General features: G+C 63.3%; 14 protein-coding genes. 6 read left to right on the plus strand and 8 right to left on the minus strand.

All coding sequences use genetic code 11. The features are described from left to right. Positions 1-1,054 precede the first annotated feature (1,054 nt). Both DMP06_RS10760 and DMP06_RS10765 read left to right on the plus strand, forming a co-directional pair. Positions 1,055-2,455, plus strand: a complete 1,401-nt coding sequence (locus tag DMP06_RS10760; RefSeq protein WP_123209736.1) for a CPBP family intramembrane glutamic endopeptidase — start codon at positions 1,055-1,057, stop codon at positions 2,453-2,455. Between the two features lie 132 nt (positions 2,456-2,587). Beyond that, entirely contained in the window at positions 2,588-3,400 is an 813-nt protein-coding gene (locus tag DMP06_RS10765; RefSeq protein ID WP_123209737.1) for a hypothetical protein, read from the plus strand. A 9-nt stretch (positions 3,401-3,409) separates the two neighbouring features. On the opposite strand, the gene DMP06_RS10770 is transcribed toward DMP06_RS10765, so the two are convergent. From DMP06_RS10770 to DMP06_RS10805, 7 genes are all read right to left on the minus strand, one after another. Continuing rightward, positions 3,410-5,137, minus strand: coding sequence for a sensor histidine kinase (locus DMP06_RS10770; RefSeq protein WP_123209738.1), 1,728 nt, complete (start codon positions 5,135-5,137; stop codon positions 3,410-3,412). Positions 5,138-5,292: 155 nt separating this feature from the next. Next, positions 5,293-5,955, minus strand: a complete 663-nt coding sequence (locus tag DMP06_RS10780) for a response regulator transcription factor (RefSeq protein WP_123209739.1) — start codon at positions 5,953-5,955, stop codon at positions 5,293-5,295. Between the two features lie 12 nt (positions 5,956-5,967). Continuing rightward, positions 5,968-6,402, minus strand: coding sequence for a hypothetical protein (locus DMP06_RS10785; protein WP_123209740.1), 435 nt, complete (start codon positions 6,400-6,402; stop codon positions 5,968-5,970). Between the two features lie 64 nt (positions 6,403-6,466). After that, positions 6,467-7,339, minus strand: a complete 873-nt coding sequence (locus tag DMP06_RS10790; protein ID WP_123209741.1) for an ABC transporter permease — start codon at positions 7,337-7,339, stop codon at positions 6,467-6,469. Between the two features lie 4 nt (positions 7,340-7,343). After that, complete coding sequence (locus tag DMP06_RS10795; protein WP_220092572.1) at positions 7,344-8,243, minus strand: ABC-2 family transporter permease; 900 nt, start codon at positions 8,241-8,243, stop codon at positions 7,344-7,346. Continuing rightward, positions 8,240-8,950 carry a lantibiotic protection ABC transporter ATP-binding protein gene (locus DMP06_RS10800; RefSeq protein WP_123209742.1) on the minus strand — a complete coding sequence of 237 codons (711 nt, stop codon included), beginning with the start codon at positions 8,948-8,950 and terminating at the stop codon, positions 8,240-8,242. The genes DMP06_RS10795 and DMP06_RS10800 overlap by 4 nt, the downstream gene beginning before the upstream one ends. A gap of 327 nt (positions 8,951-9,277) precedes the next feature. Then, a complete protein-coding gene (locus DMP06_RS10805; protein WP_123209743.1) occupies positions 9,278-10,081 on the minus strand; it encodes a class I SAM-dependent methyltransferase in 804 nt (267 codons plus the stop codon). Between the two features lie 128 nt (positions 10,082-10,209). Here DMP06_RS10805 and DMP06_RS10810 point away from each other — a divergent pair, with 128 nt between their 5' ends. Next, entirely contained in the window at positions 10,210-12,855 is a 2,646-nt protein-coding gene (locus DMP06_RS10810) for an excinuclease ABC subunit UvrA (RefSeq protein WP_123209744.1), read from the plus strand. Here DMP06_RS10810 and DMP06_RS10815 read toward each other — a convergent pair whose 3' ends face one another. After that, entirely contained in the window at positions 12,856-13,587 is a 732-nt protein-coding gene (locus tag DMP06_RS10815) for a DNA alkylation repair protein (RefSeq protein WP_123209745.1), read from the minus strand. It abuts the gene before it with no gap. A gap of 809 nt (positions 13,588-14,396) precedes the next feature. On the opposite strand from DMP06_RS10815, the gene pheS reads away from it, so the two are divergent. The 3 genes from pheS to DMP06_RS11620 form a co-directional block, all read left to right on the plus strand. Continuing rightward, the gene (pheS, locus tag DMP06_RS10820; protein WP_123209746.1) at positions 14,397-15,482 is read left to right on the plus strand and encodes a phenylalanine--tRNA ligase subunit alpha; all 1,086 of its coding nucleotides are present in this window, start codon (positions 14,397-14,399) and stop codon (positions 15,480-15,482) included. A 282-nt stretch (positions 15,483-15,764) separates the two neighbouring features. After that, on the plus strand, positions 15,765-18,236 hold the full coding sequence (gene pheT / locus DMP06_RS10825) for a phenylalanine--tRNA ligase subunit beta (RefSeq protein WP_123209747.1): 2,472 nt from the start codon (positions 15,765-15,767) through the stop codon (positions 18,234-18,236). A gap of 215 nt (positions 18,237-18,451) precedes the next feature. Then, positions 18,452-18,841, plus strand: a 390-nt coding sequence (locus DMP06_RS11620) for a hypothetical protein (RefSeq protein WP_220092573.1), incomplete at its 3' end; no start/stop codon positions are given.

The following is an 18,841-nucleotide window of genomic DNA, read 5'->3' on the forward strand; positions in this document are numbered from 1 at the left end:
GAGGCGAAGAGGGCAGCGTGATGGTGTAGAATGCAGGCGATCCTGGGCGATGTCCCGTTCGCTCGGGCGGGCCTGCGGCCCGCGCCTCCCGAACGGGATCTTGACACCAACAATCGGCACACTACCCGTCGAGTAGTTTTTCGTAGGCGGATTTGTCGTTTTGGAGGGGCCCTCGGTGCGTTTGTGCGTTTTTCTGGGCTTGAATGCTGGCGTTTTGTTGGCGGGATGGGGCGTTGCGGGCGGAAAGCCGCTAGTGGTATGGCGAAAAAACAGACGTGGGGGTTACATACTCAGAAAAACTGGCAGGACTGTCCGTTTCGGGCTGCGAATCGGATTACATACTCCAAATAATTGTCAGAACCCTCGCGTTGACTTGTGGAATCTGGCTTTTGAGCGGCGAAAGCTTGCCGAAGTAGTCGAGCGATACGAAGTCGTGCGGCGGAATATCGTGCCATATATGTGAGTGTTGATCCGTAGATGATACGGCTGCAGGACGTTCCCGTTGAGTCTTCAGCTTTGTTCGTGTTTGTTCGTGAGGGGTGCGATAACGCGAGATGAAGGCGCCGGACGATGAGTCGAATGACGGATATATGCCATGTCCCAGACGAAGCGAATCGGTGCGCACGACCAGGAATGGAAGGTCAGCCGCGCGGGAGGTCAGCTGGGTGCGAGAGGTCAGCCGCGCAGGAGGTCAGCCGGGTGCGAGAGGTCGGGTGGGCGCAGGTGGTTGGGTGGGTGCAGGCGGTCGAGCGGTTGCGAGCGACCGGACGCGGACGGCCAGGTGCTGACGGCCGGGCGCAGCGAATCTGCCGGCTTCGGGCGCGTGAGCGCAGGCGGTTGATTTGCCGCAAGCGAGCGAGCACGGATGGTTTGGGCGACAGCGGATGGTTTGGTCGGATGAGAATGGTTTGGTCGGATGAGAATGGTTGGCCGGTCGCGGATGGCGGGAACGGGCGAGCGGGTGATGCGCATGCGACACGTGGCACTATCTTGCATTTTACTGAATAATGTTATATAAAAGATATAACAGATAGAACAAAAGAGAGGAGTGACCATGGCCGAGAGAAATGCGGGAGCAGGGTTGAGCGCGAGTGGCATTGACGGGCTCAAAACCGTGAGCGGCATTAGTAGAGGAGAGGCCGCGGTCGGCGTCGAGGGCAACGGAGTTTCGGGCGGTTTCGATGGCGGCGTGGCTGTGTGCAGCATCGACGGTGGTGCGGCGGTGGGCGGCATTGATGGCGGCATCGATAGCGGCTGGGCTGTGGGCTGTGCCGATAACGTCAGAGCTGCGGGCGGTACCGGCGGCGGCATGGCCGCAGGCAAGGTTGACGGCGGCATGACCGCAGGCGAGGCCGACGGCGGCAGGGGTTCAAACGGTGCCGATTCTTTGGCACGCAAGAAATGTACGCCGGGCAAGCAATGGACGCCGGGCAAGCGCGCGGCGGTGTTCGTGGGCGTGACATTCGCGCTCACGTGGGCGGTGGAGTTCGGTGTGATTTGGCCTTTGGCGACCGGCAGCTCGGGGCCGGTGTCGGGCTATGGTCTGGGCAGCATGAGCGTGGTCGTATATGCGCTCATCTCGCTCATGATGTTCATGCCCATGGTGGGCATGCTTGTTACGCGTCTTGTTACACGCGAGGGCATGCGTGACGCATGGTTCAAGCCGGTACGGTTTCGCCGCACGTGGAAGTGGTGGATTGCGGCATGGTTGGGCACCGTTGCGCTTGTCGCAATCGGCGCCGTGGCATACTTCTTGCTGTTTCCGGGCGATTTCGACCCATCCATGGGCGCGATGGTGGCCACTACGATGGAAACCGTTCAGGCACAGGGGCTCTCGATTTCCGAAGACCAGATACGCATTGCGCTTTACAGCCAGCTGGTTACTATGCTCTTCATTCCCTTTGTGAACATTATTCCCGCATTCGGGGAAGAATGGGGCTGGCGCGGCTACCTGATGCCTAAGCTGCTTGGACGATTCCGCGTGGTGCCGGCATTTCTCATCATGGGCGTGATCTGGGGCTTGTGGCACATGCCGCTCACGATGTTGGGGCACAACTACGGCACGGGCTACGCAGGGTATCCGTTTTTGGGAATCGCGGCCATGACCTGGATGTGCTGCAGCATGGGCGTGTTCCTGGCGTTTCTCACGCTGAAAACGGGTACGTGCATCCCGGCGGCTCTCGCGCATGGATTTTTCAACGGGTGCGCGGCTGCCGGCACGCTCTTCTCGGCCACGGGCGGAAATGCGCTGGTAGGCCCGGGCGCGACGGGTGTGTTGGGCGTTGCGGGATTCACCGTGGTGTCGGTTGTCGTGCTGGTATCGCTGCGTCGACGCGAGCGCGCCGGGCTACCGCTTTCTGTGCGCGATGAGCTAGACGGGGCAGATGAAGCGCACGGGAAGGTGGCGCACGAAAGCAGGTCGCCCCAGCCGCCTGACTCTCCGATTGGCGCGTAAACGCTAAGGAGGGGTGCTATTAGAGAGCTTCGGTGGAGGCATTGATTTGCGGGTACAATGAGCTCGATGGTTTCGATGTTCAAGCCTCGGGCGCTAGAGGCTTTGGCGGATGGACGACGAAAGGCGGGAGGGATGTCGAACGGGCGCGAAAAGTGCGATTTTTCGTCTGAAGCGAGCATGTCTGCATCGCGCCCGCCCGCAGCGGTCGCGCTGGTGAATGCCGCGGGCGGTTCTGGCGCGAGCGGCGCTGACTGGAATTCCGTCGCGTTTCTTTTGAGCGATTTCGAAGAGGCGTACCGCGCTTATGCCCATGAGATGGCGCAGATGTTTGGGGTTGCCGACCGGGTGACCACGCCGTGTTTTGTGCATGCAACGCCTGGGGGCGACGATATTCGTTCGGCGCGTTCGGGGCGAAGCGATGCAGGGGAAGGTGATGCAGGGCAAGGCGATGCGGGGCGCAGCGATGCAGAGCGTGGCATTGCGGGGCTTCACGATGCGGCGGATAGTTCTTCGGATGGGACGGCTGCTGAGCTTTCGGAGTGCGATGCCGTGGTGGTTGGGTATGCCTGCGGTGCGGGAAGGGCTTCGGTCGATGGATTCGCTGCCGACGTCGCGCGTCTTTCGCCTTCGCTCGATATTCCATCTGGCGCGCGCGTCTACGCGATTGCCATCGATTCGTCCTGCGATGCGGGAAACGCTCTTGCTTCGGTGGACGTTCTGCATGCGTTTTGCCGCGAATCGGGGCTTCACTTTTCGGGCGGCATCGCCATCGGAGGCGGGGCATTGCTGCCGCGCATGGAGAACAAGCCCCGCATGGGCGCCGCCCGCCGCCGCTTGTCGGAGGCGACCGACGAGCTCATCGAGGCCGTGCGTGCAGGTCGCGACACGGAGGTCGTCACGGTGAGGCCGCCCATGCCCCGCTTTCTGTACGGCCTTTTGGTCTGACCGCATGCGCTATCTGCGCATTGGGATGCGGAGCGTTACGCGGGCGCCTGCGATGCATCCGGATTCATCTATGCGGTTCTCCAGCGTAAGCGCGCCGCCGTGCGCATGGGCGATGTCGAATGCCGTCGCAAGTCCTATGCCGTAATGCGGGGCCGAGTCGCGCTGGGTTGATGCCCTCGATGCGAGAGGTTCGACGGGGCATTGGCTGGCGTGCGGCCCCTGGGAAACGCCGCCTTTGCGTCCCCTTCCTTCGCCGCCCATCGAGCCTGCTTGGCTACGCGCCTCGTCTTCGCGGAAGAAACGTTCGCAGCCGTGTTCAAGGGCGGCAGGGGAGAATCCGGGTCCTTCGTCGTCAACGATGATGAGGAGGAGGCTTGGCGCGTTTGCGTCATCGTGCGCATCGTGCGCATTGGCATCGTGCGCATTGGGCGGGACGGTCGCAGTGCTTTTGCGGTTCCCGCTCGAACCCTTTCTTTCACCGGGGATTTCGCCTTTTCCTATCGCAGCGTACTTGCCTGATGGATCGTGCATGTCCGCCTTGGCGCACTCAGCCGTCACGTCTCCCATGTAGGGCGTAACGCCGTCGGCGGTGTCCTCCATCGCAAACGAAATGCGTACGTCTCCGCCGATGGGCGAGTGTTCTACGGCGTTCGACACAAGGTTCATCACGGCGCGCTCTAGCTGTGTGCTGCCGGCGTCAAGCATCGCCCCGTGGGGCAGGGCCGTCTCTGCCACGATGCGCGCCCCGGCCGTTTTAGCGAATTCTTCCGCGCGCTTTGTCACGTCGATCGCAAACGCATGCACTTCCGTCGCGGCAAACTGGGGCGGAGCCACTTGCCCGCGCGCTGCTTCGATGACTGCCTGCACGGCATCATTGAGCCTACGGGCTCCGCTCGCTACGGCGTGGGCGGCCTCGCGCGCGTCGCCGGCGAGACGCGTGTCTTCCGCCAGGTAATCGGCATTGGCCTCCACGACGGTGAGGGGTGTTTTCAGATCGTGGGCGAGGGCGGCAACCTGCGTCCGCTGCGCCTCCTCGGCTCGCCACTGTGCCTCGAGCGACGCCGCTAAACTGGCGCGCATGTTCTCCATGGCGCCCAGGACGACATTGACCTGGCGCACGTTGCTCGCTCCCACCGTGAAATCAAGCTCTTGCCGGCCGATTGCCTCTGCGGCGTCCACGAGTGGCTGCATCTTGCGCGTTATCACGCGGCTTGCACGCACGGCGAAGGCGACAAGGATGGCAACGGCGAGCAGAGCGGCGAGCGCGACCAGCATATTCTGCGGGTTGGGCAGCGCATCGCGCAGCTCGCGGGAGGTGAACTGGGGTGCAAGCTCGTAGCCCAGGGCGCACCACGATCCGTCGGCCAGCTGTCGGGGCTGGATGGCGGTATAGAGGTCGTAGTCCGATGCGGGTTCGGCCGTGCCCAACCCGCGCCCTTCTTGCACGAGCGCTACGGCGACGGAAAGCTGCCGCTCGTTCATATCGGTTTCAAGCACGTCGCCCTCATTGCTTATGTGGGCATACCAATACGCCGAGGGGATGGCAGATGCATCGAACGTCGTCTGCTCGCTGAGCCGGTCCAGCGTTTCGTCTGCGTGGGTGGCTCCGTAGTTTGCCGGGTAGACCACCTCCATGTTCATGAGGATGCTGAACCCCATGATGAGAGCCAGGGCGAGCGCCCCGATCGCGGCGATGCAGTAGATGAAATAGCGCACCACCACCAGCCATAGAGGCATGCCGCGGCGGTATGCTTGTCCGGGTTGTCCGGGTTGTCCGGGTTGTCCGGGTTGTCCGGGTTGTCCGGGTTGTCCGGGTTGTCCGGGTTGTCCGGGTTGTCCGGGTTGTCCGGGTTGTCCGATTCGCCCAGCTCGCCCTGGCTGCCAGGGCGCAGTCATATCTGCCATTTGTATCCCATTCCCCATACGGTTTGGATCGGATCGGCGCCTGCCGCTTTGAGCTTGGCGCGCGCCTTGCCCACGTGCACGGTCACGGTGGCGTCGTCGGAATCGTTCGTCCATCCGAACACCGACTCGCGGATTTGCGAGCGGCTGAACGTTTGGCCGGCATGGCGGGCCAAGAATTCGCAGATTTCGTATTCGCTGGGTGTGAGGGGCACGCGGGCGCCGTCAACGAGAAGTTCGCATGCGCGCAGGTCGATGCGGATGCGTCCAAAGTCGAGCGCATTGTGGTGCTCGCGCCTTTCGCGGCGCAGATGGGCGGCAACCTTCGCTCGAAGCTCGGCTGCGCCGAAAGGCTTGCGGAGGTAGTCGTCGGCGCCCAGGCCCAGTCCGTATACGGCGTCTTCTTCGGCCACCTTCGCCGTGAGGAACACGATGGGGCAGTCCACCAGGTTGCGGATGCGGCGCACGAGCTCGAAGCCGTCGAGGACGGGCATCATCACGTCGCAGAGGATGAGGTCGAAACGCGAGAGGTCCAACTGGGGAACGTTCTCGGGGCGGAAAACGGCGGTTACGGCGTGCCCGTCGCGCTCCAGCACACGAACGAGCGTATCGAGAATCGCACGGTCATCGTCTATCGCGAGGATTCGTGACATACGCGCTCCTTCCTATGCGTCTGCGCCGCTTGCTTCTATAGCGGCAAGCGCTTTATCCGGGACCTCATCGGCTTCTACCGCATGATAATGCACGCCCGATCCCCCTTTGACGTCGAGTTGCAGATATCCCTCTCCCGATGCTTTGCTTCCGAACGAGATGATGGTTATGGTTTTGGTGCGGCCGTTGCCATCGGCGGCGCACACGTCGTACACGTAATTGGCGCCCTGGCCGCTGGCGTCGTCGTAGCACCCTGTAAACGCATCGGGCTGCGGCGTGGCCGCCCACATGGTGCGCCAGTCGCTCGGCAGCACCCGGTCGATGACCGACTTGCCCACGGCCATCGTGCCAGAGTCGCATCCGGAGAGCGTGAGCGGCAGGGCGAAGAACCCTGCGACGATGAGTGCGGCCGCGAGGGCGGATTGTATGCGATGTGCATTTCGTTTCATGGGCGTCAGGCCTTTCTTTATGGATGGGTGCGGTTCGGGGGGACGAGCAGATTGCGGTGCAGCGTCAAGCGCGGATGCCGTGTTCTTCGAAGCGGCCGAACCACATGATCAGCACGGCGAACGCGGCGGCGGCAAGCATGAGACAAAGCCCGCCCGTGAACAGGGTTTGGGCGTGCACCTGCGCGGCGGCGCTTGCCAGATAGTTTGAGAGCTGCCCAGTTGCGCCGCAGCTCACTATGCCATTCTCCACGCCGAGCGACCCCAGCCGGGCAGTCCACGTGAGGGGGATAAGGCCCAAGATGTTGGGATATGCCCCGGTGAGCTCGCCGGTCATGAGCCCGTGCGCCAGGCCGCCGATGGAGAAGAAGGCAAGCAGCAGCCCAACGGCGCCCACGCCGATGGCAGCGTTGCGTCCGAAGCGCAGGGCGAGCCACGAGGCGAGGATGTAAAGCGGTGCGCTTCCGAGCGCAAGTCCGACGGCACACCACACGTATGCGGCGGCGCCAAGGCCGTTGCGTCCCGCGCCGGCAAGGATGGCGGCGAACAGCCCCACGGCGATGGCCAGCGTTGCCGCTCCCGCCAAATAGAGCGCGGTTACCTTGGCGGCTAAAGCCGATCTTTTCGATGGAGCACCCACGAGGTTCGCCAGGCCTCCCGCCGCTCGCTCGGCATCGAAGGCGAGGCCGCACACGATGCCCGCCATGAGCGGCATGAGGGCCCCGAGGAACTGGGCGTAAGCGTCGGCCCCCTGCGCCGGATCCCAGGGTGCGAAGGCGAAGTACACGCCGCACGCCGCGCCTGCCGCCACCGCGCAGGCCAGATGTACGGCGACAAGGGGAGAGGTGCGCATGCGGATTAATTCCGATCGCAGTGCGCGGAAAAACGTCATGTGGGGCGGATGCACGAGTGCGGTTGCGGCCCCGTTGCTTCTGCTCATCGGCCTACCTCTCTTCCGCTCGGTTGAGCCACGCGGCGCCTGCGGCCGTGAGCGCGACGAACGCCGCGGCGGCAACGCCTAAGGCTATGGTGATGTTCGCTGCGGTAAGACCGAGCGCGCTCGCCACTTCGATGCCGGCAGAAAGCGGTTCGGCGGTCGGCAGCACCGGCAGAAACGCCGTGGGTGCCACGACGGTGGCCGTGGGCGGGAACGCCGGCCAGTACGGTACGAGCGACCAGCTGAACGCGCCGGCGATTTGCACCACGAGGGGGATGAAGATGCCTGCCAGCATGCCGAAGCGCGCGGTGAGGAAGAGCGTCGCCGGGATCATCCACGAGCTCGCGAGCGTGATGACGAGCGTCGCAGCGAGCATAGTAGTCATGCTTGCCGGGCTCGCTTCTCCGCACGCGGCGGCCGCGATTGCATAAAGGGCGAATACGATCAGGTTGGACACAAGCGAAAGCGCGAGGCACCATACGGATTTCGCCCACCACGCGCGCGCGGGCGGGGCGCCTGCCGAGAGCAGCGGGCGCAGCTTGAGGTGCGCATCGGCGGCGGCGACGCATGCGCTTACGAGCGAAAGGGTCACGGCCAGAAGCAGCGCGTACCAATAGTTCCATGGCGAAAACGAAACGCCGAACTGCGGGTTCGCCAGGGCGTTTATGAGCGCCAGGGAAGGGAACGGCACGGCCATGATGACGGCGAGTCGAACGGGTGCCGCGTGGCGCGATTTGAGCGCCTCGGCGCGAACGGCGGAAGCGAACGATCCGTCCGGGCGAGAGGGTCGCGCCGATTCGCTTCCTGTTCGGCCGGAAGCATCGCGGGGTGCGTTTGATGCTCGGTTGCCGTTCGTGCCCGAGTTGAATCGGCCGGCTTTTGCTTCGAGATGCGGGGTGGCGCTCATCGCTGGGCCTCCTTCCTGCAGACGTCCATGAACAGGGCTTCCAGATCCTGGCTGGGTTGAAGCTCGCCTTCGTAGGCCAGCCGGCCGCCCACGATGATTCCGATGTCATCCGCCACCTGCTGCACCTCTGAAAGGATGTGGCTCGAAACCAGTACCGTGATGCCGTCCCGCGCGAACGAGCGGATGAGTTCGCGCAGGTCCTCGATGCCGATGGGATCGAGGCCGTTGGCGGGCTCGTCCAGGATGAGGAACTTCGGGCGTGCGAGGAGCGCGAGAGCGATGCCCAGCCGCTGCTTCATGCCCATGGAAAACTTTCCGGCGCGCTTCTTGCCCGTGTTTTCCAAGCCCACCGTGTGCAATACTTCATCGATGCGGCTTTCGGGGATGCCAAGCATGGTGGTGCGCACGCGGAGGTTCTCGCGCGCCGATAGGTTGGGGTAGAGCGGCGCGGCTTCGATGAGCGAGCCGATTTCGTAAAGGTCGTCGCGCGTCCAGGGGCGACCGTCGAAGATGATCTCGCCCTGCGTGGGATGCAGCATGCCCGCAATCATCTTGAGCGTGGTTGATTTACCCGCTCCGTTGGGCCCTAGAAGCCCGTACACGCGCCCTTGCCGTACGTGCAGATTTATATCGCTCACGGCGAGTTGGGCATTTTCGCCTCGTCCGAACCGTTTGGTGAGCCTGCGTGTTTCCAGCATGTATTCCATGTCTGCCTCCTGCTTGGATGGGACGGCCTTGCCGGCGTGCCGTTCGAGCGGCTCGTGCCGGCGTGCGTGGGCCGTGCCTTGCGTTCCGTCTGGATACAAGCATGAGGCGAGAATCTAAAGGATTGCTAAAGGTTGCGGGGGAATGTCCGGTGTCGATTGTGGGCAGATTCGATAGCGAGTAAACGAACCGCAGCCGGTCGCCTGTGTGCAATCGGTTGAGTCGGCGCCGCCCGCCAGCGGCAACGCCATGCCTGCCAACCGCTCGTGCGCAGCCAGTTGAACTTTGGCAGCTCGGCGGGACCCTCAAGAGGTGCGCTCGGCGAGGGCTTAAGGTTCAAATCTCCAGATGGAGTAGTGCTGCGGATGGTCGTAAACGTTGAACTGGCGGCCTTTGGGAGGCGTTTGCGCGTATGTTGTGCCTGCGGCGTCTTTGGCGGTGGCTTTCAAGCGAGCTTTGTCGGTTGCGCTCTTTGGCGCGTTGCGCGAGAGAAGGGCCCGCTCTTGACCGTTCGCGCTATGACGGGGCGGGTATTTTTGAAACGCGCCCTCATCGGCGAGGCTCCATCCGGTGCGGCCGATGTAGAAATACGTTTCGCCGTTGTCGGACATGTGCGCAAGCGAGACGGGGCGTGCGGCCTCCGCCTCGAGCATGGCGAGGAATTTGAGCAACACGGCGGTGTCGAACGGATTGAACAGGTAGAAATGCGAGTAGGGCGCAAGCGGGAGGTCGAGCACATCGCCGCAGATGACCTGCAGGTTTGGTTTGCCGCGGGACCACGACGAGGCGAATTGGGCCAGCGCGGGGTCAAGCTCTATGCCCGTCATGCGTCCTGGCAGCCCCGCTTCGGCGAAATATGCAAGCGCGCGCCCCATGCCACAGCCCACGTCGAGCACGTGAGAATCGGGGCCGAGCTCGAAGCGCCCGAAGAGCCCCTCAAGCACGAAGTACGGCGTTGGCGTGGGGTCGTGCGCCCCTGCGCTTGTGAAACGCGTGTTCGCAAGCCGCATGAGCGAGCACCCGCACGTTGCGATGTCGCGCGCCTCATCCGCCGCCATCAGCTGGTCTTTGGACGAGATGGCATGCTGCGACGCGTTGGCATTGGATGCGGGATTGGGACATGCGAAAACCATGAGCGCTCCTCGATGGCGGGTGTTGTGAGCGCATGCGGGCGCTCGATTGGTCGACGCAATTGAATCTGGTCGAATAAGAATTCGGACGGATTATTATACTAGGATGCGACGAACGAAACGAGGATGACATGGCAGACAGAGATAGACGTATTGCGCCCGCCGTTGTTCAAGTGCGAGGGGCGCGGGTGCACAATCTTAAGAATGTGAGCGTGGATATCCCGCTGGGCCGGCTTGTGGGCATCGCCGGCGTGTCGGGGTCGGGCAAAAGCTCTCTTGCGTTGGGCACGCTCTATGCCGAGGGAAGCCGTCGCTATCTTGATGCGCTGTCTACCTACACGCGTCGTCGCATCGGCCAAACGGCCCGTGCCACCGTGGACGAGGTGCTGCACGTGCCCGCCGCCCTCGCGCTGCGCCAGCGCCCGGGCATTCCCGGCGTGCATTCGACATTCGGCACGTCGACCGAGCTGCTCAATTACCTGCGTCTGATGTTCTCGCGCTTAGGCAGCCACCAATGCCCGCATTGCGGCGCGCATGTGCCGCCCAGCATGGATGTGGCGCTGATGGTTCCTACCACCTGCCTGGAATGCGGCGAGGAGTTCTTCGGCCCCGGTGCGGAAGACCTTGCCTTTAACAGCGGCGGGGCATGCCCCACATGCGGCGGCACCGGCATCGTGCGCACGGTAGACGAGTCGACTCTGGTGCCGGACGAGTCCAAGACGATCGACGAGGGCGCCGTGCTGCCGTGGGGATCGCTCATGTGGGATCTCATGAAACAGGTGTGCGGCGCCATGGGCGTGCGCACCAACGTGCCGTTTTGCGAGCTTACTCCCGAAGAGCGCGACATAGTATTCCACGGGCCGGCCGAGAAAAAGCACATCCTCTATCATGCCAAGAAGGGCGACAATTTCGCCGAGCTCGACTTCACGTACTACAACGCCGTGTATACGGTGGAAAACGCGCTCGCTAAGGCCAAGGACGAAAAAGGCCTGGCGCGCGTGGCCAGATTCCTACGCGAGGACACATGCCCCGACTGCGGTGGAACGCGTCTTTCGGAGCGCGCCCGCGGCCCGGTGATTGACGGCATGAACCTGGGGGATGCCGCCCATATGACGCTCGACGAGCTGGCGGCATGGGCGCCTACGGTGCCCGACCTTATGCCCGAATACATGCGGGAGATGGCGAAAAGCATCGTAGGCGAAACGGCGGAGCCCATTTCGCGCCTTCAGCAGCTAGGGCTGGGGTATCTCGCGCTCGATCGCGCGAGCTCTACGCTTTCCACGGGCGAACGGCAGCGTGTGCAGCTTGCTCGCGCCGTACGCAACCGCACCTGTGGAGTGCTTTATGTGCTGGATGAGCCGTCTATTGGCCTTCATCCCGCCAACGTGGAAGGGCTTTTGGGCGTGATGGACGACCTGCTGGACGACGGCAACTCCGTTGTGGTGGTGGATCACGACGTGCGCGTGCTGCGCCACGCCGATCATCTGGTGGAGATGGGGCCCGGCTCGGGCGCGGCGGGCGGAAGCGTGATTGCGCAGGGGAGCGTGGCCGAGGTGGCTGCGAGCCCGGCGTCGCGCATTGGGCCGTTTCTGTCGGGCGAGGCGCAGGTGCGCGTGCGTAATCGGTGCGCGTCGGACGAGGTTTTCAGCGCGGGAGCCATCCACCTTGAGACGGGGGCTATCCATACGGTGAGGCCGCTCGGGGTGGACATTCCGCGCGGACGGCTTACTGCGGTCACAGGCGTATCGGGGTCGGGCAAAACAACGCTCGTGCTCGAGAGCTTGGTGCCGGGCGTTGCGGCATTCGCGTCGGGAGGCGCCATCCCCGCGCACGTGCTCGACGTGCGCGCTGACGGCATCCGACGGGTTAATCTGATCGACGCCACGCCCATCGGAGCCAATGTGCGTTCCACGGTGGGCACGTATTCTGGGGTGCTCGACGATTTGCGTCGTGCGTTCGCGAGGCTCACCGAGTCAAAGAAGCGCGGCCTTAAGGCGGGCGACTTCTCGTACAACACCGGCAGCCTGCGCTGCCCCACCTGCGACGGCACGGGGCAGATTTCGCTCGACGTGCAATTTCTGCCCGATGTGGACATCCCGTGCCCCGATTGCAACGGCACGCGCTATGGCCGCGATGCCTATGGCGTACGCCGCCCGGTGGAGCATGCGGCGGCGCGCGATGGCGAGGCGGACGCCGTTGTGGGAACGGAGGCGTTTGGATGCGGCGGGGGGACCTTCGCTTCGAGCGCTGCCGTTGCCGCGGGCGCGCCTGATGCATCCGGAGGCTTCGACGAGGACATCTCGTTGCCCGAGCTTTTGGCGCTTACGGTAGACCAGGCGCGCGGGAAAGTCAGCGGGCTACGCAAGGTGGAGGACAAACTGGGCATTCTGCATGATTTGGGCCTCGGCTACCTCACGCTGGGCGAGGCTACGCCGGCGCTTTCGGGCGGCGAGGCGCAGCGCCTGAAGCTGGCGAGCGAACTTACGCGCAACCAGGCCGATGCTCTGTTCGTGTTCGACGAGCCCACGATTGGCCTGCATCCGCTTGATGTGGAGGTACTGCTGCGCGTGCTGCAGCGGCTCATCGACAACGGTGCCACCGTGGTGGTTATCGAGCATGACCTGGACATGATCTGCAATGCCGATTACGTGATAGACATGGGCCCAGGCGGCGGCGAAGACGGCGGGCGCGTGGTGTGCGCCGGCACACCGGAGGAAGTTGCCGCCTGCGAAGCGAGCGTCACCGGCCGCTTCATCGCCGAAGAGCTTGCGGGGTAGTCACTTCGCCTTGAGCGACTGCAGATACGCCTTTTGGTCGGGTGTGATGCGGCGGCTTTCGCGAGCCTTCTGGAGCGATTTGTTGTGCGTCCACGCGTCCAGCGCGATAGGACGCGCCTCGAACAGCGGCAGTGTGGCCTCGGGTTGCTTGACGAGTGCGTAGCTGAAATACCAGGCTCGAGCCATGTTGATGTAATACTCTGGTCGGTTGATACGCGCTACGATGCTCAGCTGATCGGGCTCGAAGGCATCGTCCAAAAAGAGGGTCATGAGCTGCACAACGCCAAAACGCACTACGTACTCGGTTGCGGGGTCGGGCACGCCGACCGTTGCTGTATCCGGGGCTCCTGCAGAGCACCACGTGCGAATCTTTTCTAGCACGGCGGGCAGGTCGCGCTTGAAGGCCGGCACTTTGATGAGGTCGCACGTTGCCCAGTTGTCGACGTGGGGGAGGAATGCGTCAAGCATGTCAAATGCTTCTTGCGACGTTTGCGCCAAGAGCCCGATGAGTTCGCCATGTAGATTCATTTCGTCATAGAGCTCATGCATGGGGCTGGTGACGAAAGCCCTCGCCTCATCGGGCCGGCGTTTTGCCAACCCGCGCGCGAATTTCCGCAACTCCGGCGTTCGCACGCCAAGAATGCGTTCGGGGCTCACGGTTGGCACAAGCTTCGCCTGGAAGTCTCTATATTCGGGGTCGGCAAGCGCTGCGAGTTCTTTTGCGATCGTCATGTTTGTTGCCTTCTTCCGCCGCCAGCGTTTTCCATCCGTGCCATTGTATCGAAAGGCGGCGTAATGACCATTGGGCGCATGTTCACGGCGCAACCGAAGGCAGATGTCGCCCATCGTACGCACGGTGTCCTATCATTTCGGCAATAAGATATCGTTTTCGCGGCGATTTCTGCGTCAAAAAGACGTGATACTTGCAATCGGGCGCGTATGGCGGGACAGGTTTGCGTTATACTACCGCGATATCGCGCGGGACGCGCCGTGTGTCCGTGGCGAGCGGGCGGGGTTGCCCGATCGTCAAACAGGCGGAGCATGACCCGGGCGATGAAATGCGTTGACGAAGATTCGGTTCGCGCAGGGCTTTGCCGTAAGAGAAGGGTTTCATCGGCTGGAAGAACCCGGCAAGGCGCGCGTTCCCGGTTTCCCTTCCGAGCAGCGCGGTTGAACGCGGGGTGAGCGCTTGCCCGCTCGCGGCGGTTCGGCGGAAACCCGAACGGCGGCGAGACGGCAATCGAGCTCGCGGATGCCCAGTAGGCCGCGCCGGGTGCTCCCGTTACAGGGCGCAATGAGCGGACGGATGCGTTCGCAAACGGCGGTTGCCGCGTCGGTGCCAGGCGCACCGCAGGCAGCGCGAAGGGCTTCGGCTCTGTCGTTTGCGGTTGCCCGTCAACCAAGGTGGTACCGCGAGAGCCCTCTTTCGTCCTTGGATTCGCAAAGCCTTCGGGCGGTGCGAGCAAGGACGAAAGAGGGCTTTTTTTGTTGGGCGGCGCGTCGGGCGGCGCGCCTCGGAAGAGACGAAAGCGAGAGGTGACATGGCGGTAGTCGACGAGCTTATCGAGTTGAAGTCGGCAACGCTGGCGAGCATCGAGGGCGCGGCCGATACGCAGGCGCTCGAGGCGGTGCGCGTTGGCGTGCTTGGCAAGAAGGGGTCGCTCACGGGGTATCTGCGCTCCATGGGGCAGCTTCCCAAAGAGGAGCGTGCGAGCGTCGGTAAGACGGCCAATGAGGTGCGAAGCGCCGTGGAGTCGGCGCTCGAAGCGCGCAAGGCAACGCTTGAGCGCGCCGAGCTTTTGGCGAAGATGGACGCCGAGGCCGTGGACGTCACGCTTCCCGGTCGCGCGCAGCAGATGGGCACGCGCCATCTGATCAATCGCATCGCCGACGAGATTTCTGAAATCTTCCTGGGCTTGGGTTACTCCATCGCGCAGGGTCCCGAGGTGGAAACCGAATACTACAACTTCAATGCGCTGAACGCTCCTGAGGACCACCCCAGCCGCGGCTTGGCCGATACGTTCTATGTGATCGACCGATCCAACGACGAGCATGCGCACGTCAAGGGCGAGTCGGGCGTGCTGCTGCGCACCCAGACCTCTCCGGTGCAGGCGCGCGTCATGGAGGCGCAGAAGCCGCCCATCTATATCATCAGCCCCGGCAAGGTGTATCGTCGCGACGTGGCCGACCCGTCGCATCTGCCTCAGTTCCATCAGATCGAGGGTCTGGTGGTAGACGAGGGCATCACGTTCGGCGACCTCAAGGGCACGCTCGAGTACGTGTGCAAGCAGATTTTCGGCGAGGACCGCAAGACCCGCTTCCGCGCTCACTACTTCCCGTTCACCGAGCCTTCGGCTGAGGTGGATGTGAGCTGCGGCGTGTGCGGCGGATCGGGGCATACGCACGATGGCGAACGCTGCCGCATGTGCAAGGGTACCGGCTGGCTCGAGATCCTGGGCTGCGGCATGGTCGATCCCAACGTATACGGCTACGCCGGCATCGATCCCGAGAAATACTCCGGGTTCGCATTCGGCATGGGCGTGGAGCGCATCGCCTGCCTGAAGTACAACGTGCCCGACCTGCGCATGCTCGTCGAAGGTGATATGCGCTTCCTGAGGCAGTTCTAAGCGCGACGGCGAAAGGTTTCGCGCGACGGTTGCGAGGCGAGGGGTTGCCTGCTCAGACAGTCCTGTCTCGCGCAAACGCGCCACTGGCGCGTTTGGCTCGTGCGGAACTCGCATTCAACCCCTCGCCTCGCAACCTGCGCATGAAAGGGTTACGGCTGCTTTCTCGCCTTGCGGATGAGGGTTTGCCCCGAACTTTCCGTCTTCCTCCGGCTTGCGTCCTGTGCCCCTTTTCCGGGGCTGGCGCGTTGGGCGTTGGGAGGCGATACATAGAAGGGAAAGAGGATGAAGGTTTCTCTTAAGTGGCTGGCTGATTATGTGGATGTGCCGGCCGATATCAAGGAATTCTGCGACAGGCTCGACCTTACTGGCACGGGCGTGGAAGGCGTGGAGCGCACCGGCGACAACTTCGACGGCGTGGTGGTGGGCCATGTGCTCACGTGCGACGAGCATCCCGATAGCGACCATATGCATGTGGTAACCGTGGATGTGGGCGCGGGCGAACCCATCCAGATCGTGTGCGGCGCGCCGAACATCGCGGCCGATATCAAGGTACCGGTGGCAACCGTTGGCGCCGTGCTGCCGGGCGACTTCAAAATCAAAAAGTCCAAGCTTCGCGGCGTGGCCTCCAACGGAATGTGCTGCTCCAAGCGCGAACTGGGCATGGGTGCCGACCATTCGGGCATCTGGGTGTTGCCCGAAGATGCTCCCGTTGGCATGCCTATAGCCGACTACCTGGGCCAATCCGACACGGTGCTCGATTTGGAAATCACGCCGAATCGTCCCGACAGCCTGTCCATTGCGGGCTTCGCACGCGAGGTAGGGGCTATGTATCAGCAGGATTGGAACGATCCCACTCCTGAGATGGCGGCCAAGCTGCAGCTTGACGCGGAAGGTCCCGCCGTTGAGGACCTGGTGAGGATCGATGTGGACGACGACGTTCGCTGCCCGCGCTACACCGCCCGCGTGATTCGCGGGTGCAAGGTGGGTCCCAGCCCCGACTGGATGGTCGAGCGCCTTGCCGCCATCGGCCAGCGTTCCATTAACAACATCGTGGACGTGACCAACTACATCTTGTTCCTTTTGGGCCAGCCGCTTCATGCGTTCGACCTGCGCAAGCTGCAGAATGAGCAGGGCGTGGCGCACATCGTGGTGCGCGCTGCGCAGCCTGGTGAGAAGTTGGTTACGCTCGACGGCGAAGAGCGCGAGCTGACCGAAGACATGACCGTCATCTCCACGCCCGAGCAGGGCGCGGTGGCGCTTGCGGGCGTTATGGGCGGCCTGGATACCGAGGTGACCGAGGAGACGGTGGACATCCTGCTCGAGGCGGCGGCGTTTGAAGCCGGCCGCACGAGCCGCACGAGCCGCAACCTGGGCCTCATCTCCGAGAGCTCCATGCGCTATGAGCGCGGCGTGGACGACAACGGCATCGAGGCGCGTTCTGCCGCCGCCGCCGCCCTCATTGCCGAGGTGGCGGGCGGCACGGTGTGCCACGCCTCCGGCAACGACGCGGGCATCGTGGACGTATGGGGCAAGAAGACCGAGCCCTATGACCTGCGTTTCCGCACCGCGCGCTTCAACGAGATGATGGGTTCGGAGATCCCGGTCGAGTTCATCGAAGATATCTTGACCCGTCTAGGTTGCACCGTGAGCAAGGCCGATGACGCCGACGTGCTCGCCGTGGTGGCGCCCACGTTCCGACCCGACCTCGAACGCGAAATCGACCTGTATGAGGAGGTGCTGCGCCTGTGGGGCATGGATCGCATCGAGTCTACGTTGCCGGGCGGTCCGGGCCGTGTCGGTACGCGCAGCGTCGAGGAACTCAAGCTGGATATCGTCAACAACGCGCTGCGCGCGAGCGGCATGAACGAAACCATGACCTATTCGTTTGCCATGCCCGATGACCTGGAGCGTCTGCGCATGAAGGAGGACGGCCTGGGCGACCCCGTGGAGCTGATCAACCCCATGAATGCCGAGCAATCCATTCTGCGCCGCACCATCATCCCCGGCCTCTTGCGCAGCGTGGCCCACAACCAGGCGCACGGCGTGAAGAACATCCAGCTCTACGAGATCAGCCGCACCTTCCATGCGGCCGAGGGCCGTCAGCTGCCCAAGGAGCGACAGAAGGTGGCCGGCGTGCTGGTGGGCTCCATGCATGACGACGCCTGGAATGCGCCTGCCGTTGCCTTCGACTTCTTCGATGGCAAGGGCGTGGTGGAAAACTTGGTACGTGAGCTGGCCATTCCCAAGTTCCGCGTGAAAGCGCTTGATGCGGAAGAGGCGCCGCATTTGCAGCCGGGCCGTGCGGCGCAGCTGCTTTCCGGCGGCATCGAGCTTGGCTGGCTGGGCGAAATCCATCCGTTGGCGCTGGACGCTTTCGATGTGCAGGGGCCGGTTGTGGCGTTCGAGCTCGACCTGGCGGCGCTCATCAAGGCGAGCGAGCCTGCACGACCCTATGTGGACGTGCCGCAATTCCCTGCAGTCACCATGGATGTTGCGTTCGTGGTGGACGAGGCCGTTGCCAATGAGCGTCTGTGCCAGTGCATGAGCTCCGCGGGCGGCAAGCTGCTCGAGGACGTGCGCCTGTTCGACGTGTACCGCGACGCCGAGCGCGTGGGCGAGGGCAAGAAGTCTATGGCGTACGCGCTTGCATACCGTGCAGCCGATCGCACGCTGACCAGTGAAGAGGTGGAAAAAGCCCATGCCAAGCTGGTGAAAAAGGTGTGCGCTGCGACGGGCGCCGAGGTTCGAGGATAGGAAAGGCCGTCTTTTTGCATGGCGGGTTGCAATGCGACATTTGCGCCATCCCAATCGACGGGAACGCTTGAAACCACTGCGCCGGCGTGACGAGGGCGTTGGTTGATTGGGCGATGAGGGTTGATGGATTTGCGCGGATGCCCGGCATGTCGCATCGATGAATGGTGCTTTTGGCGGTAGCGGAGGTTGCGCAGCGGGCAGCAGAGGTCGTGGCTGTGACGTTCGTGCTGCAGACGGCGGCGGTCGTGCAACAGCGGCGTTTGTGCGATAGGCAGCAGTGGTCGCGCGACAGACAGCAGTGGTCGTATGACAGGCTGCGACGTTCGTATGACAGGCTGCGGCGGTTTTGTAACAAAGGGGCTCGTTTCGGCGAGCCCTTGTATTTTTTGGGCTGTTGCGAGGGCAAAGTTGGAGCCGCAATCACTCACGCGCAATCTGAGTGGCAGAAAAACCAAGTATGTCATCCAGTTTCCTGCGCTTGGGACTGCGGACGAAAAGTTGGACGCGATTCACGCGTCCGGAAGGGGGTCCGCATGTATGATAGGGACGTGGTGGAGCTTGCGCTGCTCGCCCTGGAGGAGGGCATGACGCACGCCGAGGCCGCC

This window comes from Slackia equolifaciens (assembly GCF_003725995.1).
Taxonomy (GTDB): domain Bacteria; phylum Actinomycetota; class Coriobacteriia; order Coriobacteriales; family Eggerthellaceae; genus Slackia; species Slackia equolifaciens.